Origin of the sequence: Tissierella carlieri, from assembly GCF_018917285.1 — a bacterium.
GTDB lineage: Bacteria > Bacillota > Clostridia > Tissierellales > Tissierellaceae > Tissierella > Tissierella carlieri.
This window is the reverse complement of sequence record NZ_JAHLOH010000046.1, coordinates 108,364-115,512: the sequence shown is the minus strand read 5'-3', so window position 1 is coordinate 115,512 and position 7,149 is coordinate 108,364. Positions and strand designations below refer to the sequence as shown.

Genomic DNA, 7,149 nt, shown 5'->3' with positions numbered 1-7,149 from the left:
TATTGATACAATTTTTTGCATGAGGACTTCATCCTTTCTGGGAGGTATTTGTTTTCTAGCAAAAACATTGTACCATACAGAGGTTGGAGTCCTCAATTTTCATTTAAGTTTACAAAACGCATTTTATACACGGGAGGAAATGAATGAAAAGAAATCTAATGTTTTTATTATGTTTATAGATAAAGAAATGGTAGGTTCTGTTGAAATACATGAGAACATAATAGATCATTTGTTTGTTAACCCCAAATATCAAAATAAAGGATATGGAAAGAAACTCTTATTTTTTGCTATTAACCGTCTTCAAGAAGCAGGAACTGATGAAATTACTTTATTTGTTGCAGATTTGAATAAAGAAGCTGTTCAGTTATATTTGAATAACGGATTTAAATGTATAAATACAACGATAGAAAATTGGAGGTAATAAAAATAGTCTATAGCAAATTTTATTTGCAATATCTATTAATTTAAAAGTTTTTGAAAAAAGAAGGAATTTTAATTTGAATATTGAACTATATATAAGTAAAGAGTGATAAATAATGGTAGAGAGCTTATTATTTATAGCTAGGGAAATTTATTACATTCTTTAGGAATTATAGAATTTACGGAAGATGGAAGGGATTATATAGTTTATGTAGTAGCAAGAGTTATGGCTGTTTTGTCAATTGAGTTGGAGAAAGGTATAATAATAGAATAGGATCTTATTGGTCCTATTTTTGTTTTAGATGCATCTATACTGTTTATCACAAAAATTTCATTTTTTGAATATATTGTATGAGTAGGAAGAAACTATATTGGGAGGTTTTGTTATGACGAAAATTAGAAGGATATTTCCAGGAGGGAATACAGCAAGTGGATTCTACTCCTTACATGATAATATAATATCTAAAGATAGGAATAGACTGTATATATTTAAAGGAATGCCTGGTGGTGGCAAATCTTCTTTAATGAGAGATTTAGGAGAAAGAATGATAAGTGAAGGCTATGATATTGAATATCATCACTGTCCATCTGATCCTAAGTCTATAGATGCTATAGTTATAGATAAGCTAAAAATATGTTTGTTAGACGGAACTGCGCCTCATACCATGGACCCAACTTATCCAGGATTAACAGATAAAATAATAGATCTAGCACAATTTATAGATGCTAATATATTAGAAAATAATAAAAAAGAAATAATTGAAGCGAAAGCAAATAATAAATATGCATATAGGAAAGCTTTTAACTATTTTAAAGCAGCAAAAATTATACTTGAAGAAATAGCAGAAGATAATAGATTAAAGCTAGATATTGAAGAAGTGAACAAAGAAAGCAAGAGATTTATAGAAAAGATTTTTTCAAAGGAAGCAAGTCAAATAGTTTCAAATGGATTTAAAGAAAGACATTTATTTTCTACAGCCTATACACCTCATGGATTTGTGGATTATACAAATACCATATTAGAATGGGTTACAGATATACATTATATCAATGGTGATATAGGTACAGGAAAATCCACTTTACTAAATAGAATATTAGAAGAGGGAAGATTAAGAAATTATGCAATAGAGATATACCATAATTCTTTGATACCAGAGAAGATTGAATCTGTATTTATTAAAGAATTAGATACAATAATAACATCAAATAAACATGGGGAACATTTTGCAAAAACTAAAATAGATTTAAATAAGTTTTTTGATAACAGCAAAATAAATATAGAAGAATATAAAATGTTTAATTCTTTAGTAGATAAAGGAGTTAAAAGTTTAAATGGAGCAAAAGAAAATCATTTCATCTTAGAAAAGTGTTACAGACCATCTGTTGATTTTGCAGGGGTGACTAAAGTTAGAGAAGAAATATTTGATGAAATTTTAAGCTATATAAATTAGCAAGATAGGGCAGATATAAGAGTCTGCCCTATCTTATTAATTTAGGGATATAGAATTTTTAATCCTTTCGAGGAATTTGTTTAGTAACTTATCCAAATCTTCTAATGAGCATCCACCTTGAACTGTTTGAGAGCTGCCTCCACCTTTTATCTCGAATTCTTCAGATATTTCTTTGAGAATATCTTTAAGATTTATATTTAAATCTTTTGATGCACTAATTAAAAATTGACCTTTATTTTCATATTTAGATCCATAAGCTTGAACAGAATCACATATATTATTTAAGTGATTTGCTATTACATTGATTTCTTTTAAGTCTGTATCATCAAATACTTTGGTAATAAAAGGAGTATTATTTATATGAATAGAATTTCTTAGGAGTTCATCTCCTTTATACCTAAAAAGTTCACCCCGTAAGTCTTTATTCTTTTTTTCCAGTTCTTCTTTTTGATTATATAATATTTGTACTTTCTCGAAGACATCTGTATCTTTTGAAGATAGCAGCAGTCCAATATCTTTAATGATCTTATTTTTCCATCTATAATCAAATAGAGCTCTACTTCCACAAACAAATTCAATTCTGACATTGCCTTTATATTTTTCCCATTTTCGTATCTTGATAAGGCCTATTTCTCCAGTGTTTCCCAAATGAGTACCTGCACAAGGGGAAAAATCAATATTATCAATTTCTACAATACGAATATCAGAATTCACAGTAGGTTGTTTACGAACAGGGATTTTATTTATGTCATTTTTTTCAATATAATAAGATTTAATTTCAAAATTTGAAGATATTATTCTATTAGCATATACTTCAATTTTTTCTGCCTCTTCTTCCGACAGTTCTGGTAGAGTAACATCAATGTATACATAATCTTGTCCTATATGAAATCCAACTGTTTCACCATTATATAATTTATAAAATGCAGCCGATAGAAGATGCTGCCCAGTATGTTGTTGCATGTTGTCTAGTCTATTTTCCCAATCTATATTTAATATTACTTTATCACTATGAATATTTTCTTTAACTACGTGAATTATATTTGAGTCTTCTTCGTACACTTCTAATACTTGAACACCATTTATAGTTCCTTTGTCTCCTGGCTGTCCTCCAGATAGATGAGGATAAAAAATTGTTCTATTAAGCTTTATATAATACTTGCCATCTTTATAAATTTTATCAATTATCCTTGAATCAATTTCTCGTAAATAAGGATTATCCAAATAAAGTTTATGAGTCATTTTGCCATCATTCCCTTCGATATTATATATAATATATTATCATAAAAAAATAAAAACAATAATAAAATATTAAATTATTATGTTATAATGAGGGAAATAAGGTTTGAGGTGATATTATGCCTGATGGTAGTATGTTAGTTCTTTTAGGATTAATACTTATGATTTGGAGTTTAAATAGAATGCATAGAAAAAAATAAATTGGAGGGTCCTATGGATAGACCTTTTGTATTTATAACAATTCCGTTAGTTATAGGAATAATTCTTTCCTATTATTTTAACTTTAGTATATTTACTATTTTTATGCTAATTGTTTTAGGACTGGGGACCTATTTTGTAAATCTTATGAGAAATAGTTCAAACTCTATCATATTATTTTTTATCATGGCCATACTAGGAGTTAGTCTTGGAACTTATAATTTAAATAGCAGTATACTTGCTTCGAGGGTAGATAGAGATATTATCCTTAGGGGTACTGTTGATGATATACTTTGGAAAGAAGATGGGCAAGGGAAATACATTGTTCGTATCAATGGGATAGAAGATAAATCAATTCATTCTAAAATAAATGAAAAGTTGGTTTTAAAGGTAATAGGAGATAAAGATATTGAATTAGGTGATGAGATAAATTTTACAGGTAAATTAAAAAAACCTCTGGAAAATACAAATCCAATGCTTTTTAATTATAGACTTAATTTATTATCAAATAGAATACATACAACTATGACGATAAAAGATTATTCCATAATAGGAATTAACAATATGAATAAATCTTTTATATATAGGACAAAAGCTAATTTTAGAAAAACCATTGGAGCTATATTTGATAATAACTTAAATACTGAGAACAGCTCTTTGATGAAAAGTATAGTATTAGGAGAGTATTCCTATCTAGAAGAGGAAAATGTTGAAAAATATAGAAATTTAGGACTAGCCCATATATTAGCTGTATCAGGACTACATATAGGAATAATAGCAGGAGCTTTGATTTATATATTGTCTCATTTAGGTGTAAATAGGAAATTAAATATAATTATAACTCTAATTATTATTTGGCTTTATGGCTATCTTATAGGATTCCCGCCTTCTTTACTTAGGGCAAATATAATGTTTAGTATATTTTTTTATGCTCAAACCCTAGCAGAGCCTTATGATTCTATCAATGCTTTATTTCTTGCAATGTTTATCCTGTTAATCATAAATCCAATGTGGATATTTAATCTTGGATTCCAGCTTTCTTTTATTGCAACATTTTCAATAATTTATTTTACTCCTAAAATACAGAAGGTTTTCTATCCATATAATAATAAAATAATATATACCTTATGCGGGCTCCTAGGAGTCCAGATAGGATTATTGCCCATACAAACATATTATTTCAATAGATTATCTATTTTAAGTATATTTTCCAATCTAGTTATAGCTCCTATATTATCATTATCTTTAATTATAGGAACAATTATGATAGGATTTTATTATTCAGTACCTATATTGATTCCATTGATAGGTAATTTGCTAGACTTGATTTTGTCAATACAATTTAATTTAGTCAATATTTTATATAAGTTTCCCTTTGGAATAATAAAATCTTATTCTCCAGGAATTGCAGATATTATATTGTATTACATTTTAATGTTAGTAATATTTGAGGTTATAAAAATAGATAAAGTTGGTTTAAGCATTAAAAAAGTCATTATATATTATTTATCTATCTTATTGTTATTTAATTCTATAATATTACTTATAGATAAATCCATTGAAATACAATTTATAGACGTAGGGCAAGGAGATTCAATTCTTATAAGTACTAAAAAAGGGAGTTATTTAGTAGATACTGGTGGAAATATAATGGACTCTTTTGATGTCGGAAAAAATATTACACTTCCATATCTAGAGAAAATGGGGATAAATAGACTTAAAGGAGTCTTTATAACTCATTTTGATGATGATCATTGTAAATCATTACCTCTTTTAATAGAGAATATAGAGATTAACAATATTTTAATATCCTATGAGGATAATACATCCAAAATTTATAATGAAATTAAGAATAAAACTATACCATTAATTATATTAAAAGAAAATGATTTAATGTGGCTAGATAATAATACATCTATAAAGGTTTTAAGTCCTAATGAAGAACTGATAAAAAGAGGATTTGAGGGAAATAATCTTTCTTTAGTATTTTTACTTTCCTATTATGATAGAAAGATACTCTTTACGGGAGATATGGAAAAAGAAGTAGAGCTGGGATTGATAGATAAGTTTGAAAGACAAATAGATATAATAAAAGTACCCCATCATGGAAGTAACACCTCCTCTACAGAGGAATTGCTAAGCAAAATAAAGCCGTCCGTAGGTATTATTTCTGTAGGAAGAAATAACTTCTATGGACATCCTAGGAAAGAAATAATAGATAGATATGAGGAATTAGGTACTAAGTTATATAGGACAGATACCATGGGAATGATTAAAGTAAAATTAGATAAAGAAGATATAGATATAATTCCTTTCATACAGAATGATTCAGACTTAATAAATATATTAAATGAAAACTTATTAATTCTTTCTTTTTATGCAATATATTATTTACTATCCTATATTTTAATAAAGAACTATTTATATTTTGAAACGGAGTTGACAATTAATGAATTACAGTGAACTTATTAATAGTATAAAAAAAGATAATCTATTTCCAGTATATTTCTTTACTGGGGTTGAGGAATATCTTATGAATGAGGCAATAGAAAACTTAAAGAATAAATTTATCGATTCTTCCTTTGAGGCATTAAATTATGTGGTAATAGATGGGAAGGAAATAAAATTTGATAATATATTAAATGCATGTGAAACTCTTCCATTTATGTCATCAAAAAAGATAGTCATTGTGAGAGATATTAGCGAAGTTATGGAGAATGAAACAAATGACATAGATGGGATAATGAGTTCATATATAGAAAAATTAGATAATTATCTTTGCTTGATTATAATGGATAGATCAAATAATCTAAAGAAAACAAGTAAACTATACAAAACCATTAATAAGTTAGGTGGGGTAGTGGAGTTCTCCAAATTAAAAGGCAAGGATTTAAATATATGGCTAGAAAATAAATTAAGGAAGTATAATAAAAACATATCAAATGTAAATCTAAATTACTTTATTGGAGAGTCTGCTTATAGTGATTATAATAGTACTAAAACCCTTTATGATTTGGAAAACGAGTTGTTAAAGGTAATTAACTATAGCTCAAGTAAAGAAATCATGAAAGAAGATATAGATATAGTTTTAACAAAAACGTTAGATACTAACATATTTAATTTACTGGCTAGCATAAACAAAAAAGATAGTGACTCAGCATTAAAAATATTTAATGAAATGCATATATCTAATGAACCTGTGCAGAGAATACTTGTTATGATTATTAGACAATTAAGATTAATGCTAGGGTATAAGCTATATAGAGAAAAGGGGTATTCTGAAGGAGAAACTCAAGAGAAATTACAGATAAAACCTTATGAATTTAAAAAGATATCCAAAGAATCTTATAATTTTACTGAAGAGCAACTCAAAGTATCATTAAATTACATCTTAGAATTAGATATAAAACAAAAGACTAGTTCCCATGATGAAAAGCTAGCCCTTGAAATGTTGATTATTAATTTAGTTTACTCAATATAAAAAAACTTCGGCCTCCCGAAGTTTTATCTACTTTTTTATATTACATTGCACTATTTAATTTCTTCGTTAAGCGGCTAACTTTTCTAGATGCGCTGTTCATATGAATAACATTTTTATGAGCAGCTCTTTTTAATTTCTTATCAATAGTCCTAAGTAATGTCTTTGCTTCATCAAAATTTCCGTTATCGATAGCTTTATCAAATTTCTTAATATATGTTTTAATTTCAGATTTTCTAGCTTTATTTATAGCTGTTCTTTTTTCTGTAATAAGAATTCTTTTTTCAGCAGATTTAATATTTGCCAATAGTTTCACCTCCTCTAATCTAACAAAAAACATTTTATCACGAAGAACCATAAAAT

The 7,149-nt window shown here is 27.1% G+C and carries 6 protein-coding genes; 4 read left to right on the top strand and 2 right to left on the bottom strand.

Annotation, left to right across the window (positions count from 1 at the left end; genetic code table 11):
* Positions 1 to 19: 19 nt before the first annotated feature.
* Together KQI38_RS16505 and KQI38_RS16500 are read left to right on the top strand one after the other, a co-directional pair.
* A complete protein-coding gene (locus tag KQI38_RS16505; protein ID WP_246565896.1) occupies positions 20 to 421 on the top strand; it encodes a GNAT family N-acetyltransferase in 402 nt (133 codons plus the stop codon).
* 385 nt (positions 422 to 806) lie between these two features.
* Complete coding sequence (locus tag KQI38_RS16500; RefSeq protein ID WP_216561313.1) at positions 807 to 1,871, top strand: ATP-binding protein; 1,065 nt, start codon at positions 807 to 809, stop codon at positions 1,869 to 1,871.
* A 36-nt stretch (positions 1,872 to 1,907) separates the two neighbouring features.
* On the opposite strand, the gene KQI38_RS16495 is transcribed toward KQI38_RS16500, so the two are convergent.
* Positions 1,908 to 3,095, bottom strand: a complete 1,188-nt coding sequence (locus KQI38_RS16495; RefSeq protein ID WP_216561311.1) for an alanyl-tRNA editing protein — start codon at positions 3,093 to 3,095, stop codon at positions 1,908 to 1,910.
* 228 nt (positions 3,096 to 3,323) lie between these two features.
* Between KQI38_RS16495 and KQI38_RS16490 the strand changes: the two genes are divergently transcribed.
* Both KQI38_RS16490 and holA read left to right on the top strand, forming a co-directional pair.
* Positions 3,324 to 5,771 carry a DNA internalization-related competence protein ComEC/Rec2 gene (locus KQI38_RS16490; RefSeq protein ID WP_216561309.1) on the top strand — a complete coding sequence of 816 codons (2,448 nt, stop codon included), beginning with the start codon at positions 3,324 to 3,326 and terminating at the stop codon, positions 5,769 to 5,771.
* Entirely contained in the window at positions 5,758 to 6,789 is a 1,032-nt protein-coding gene (holA, locus tag KQI38_RS16485) for a DNA polymerase III subunit delta (RefSeq protein ID WP_094899445.1), read from the top strand. Before KQI38_RS16490 ends, holA begins: the two co-directional genes overlap by 14 nt.
* A gap of 40 nt (positions 6,790 to 6,829) precedes the next feature.
* On the opposite strand, the gene rpsT is transcribed toward holA, so the two are convergent.
* A complete protein-coding gene (gene rpsT, locus KQI38_RS16480) occupies positions 6,830 to 7,093 on the bottom strand; it encodes a 30S ribosomal protein S20 (RefSeq protein ID WP_216561307.1) in 264 nt (87 codons plus the stop codon).
* Positions 7,094 to 7,149: the final 56 nt, after the last annotated feature.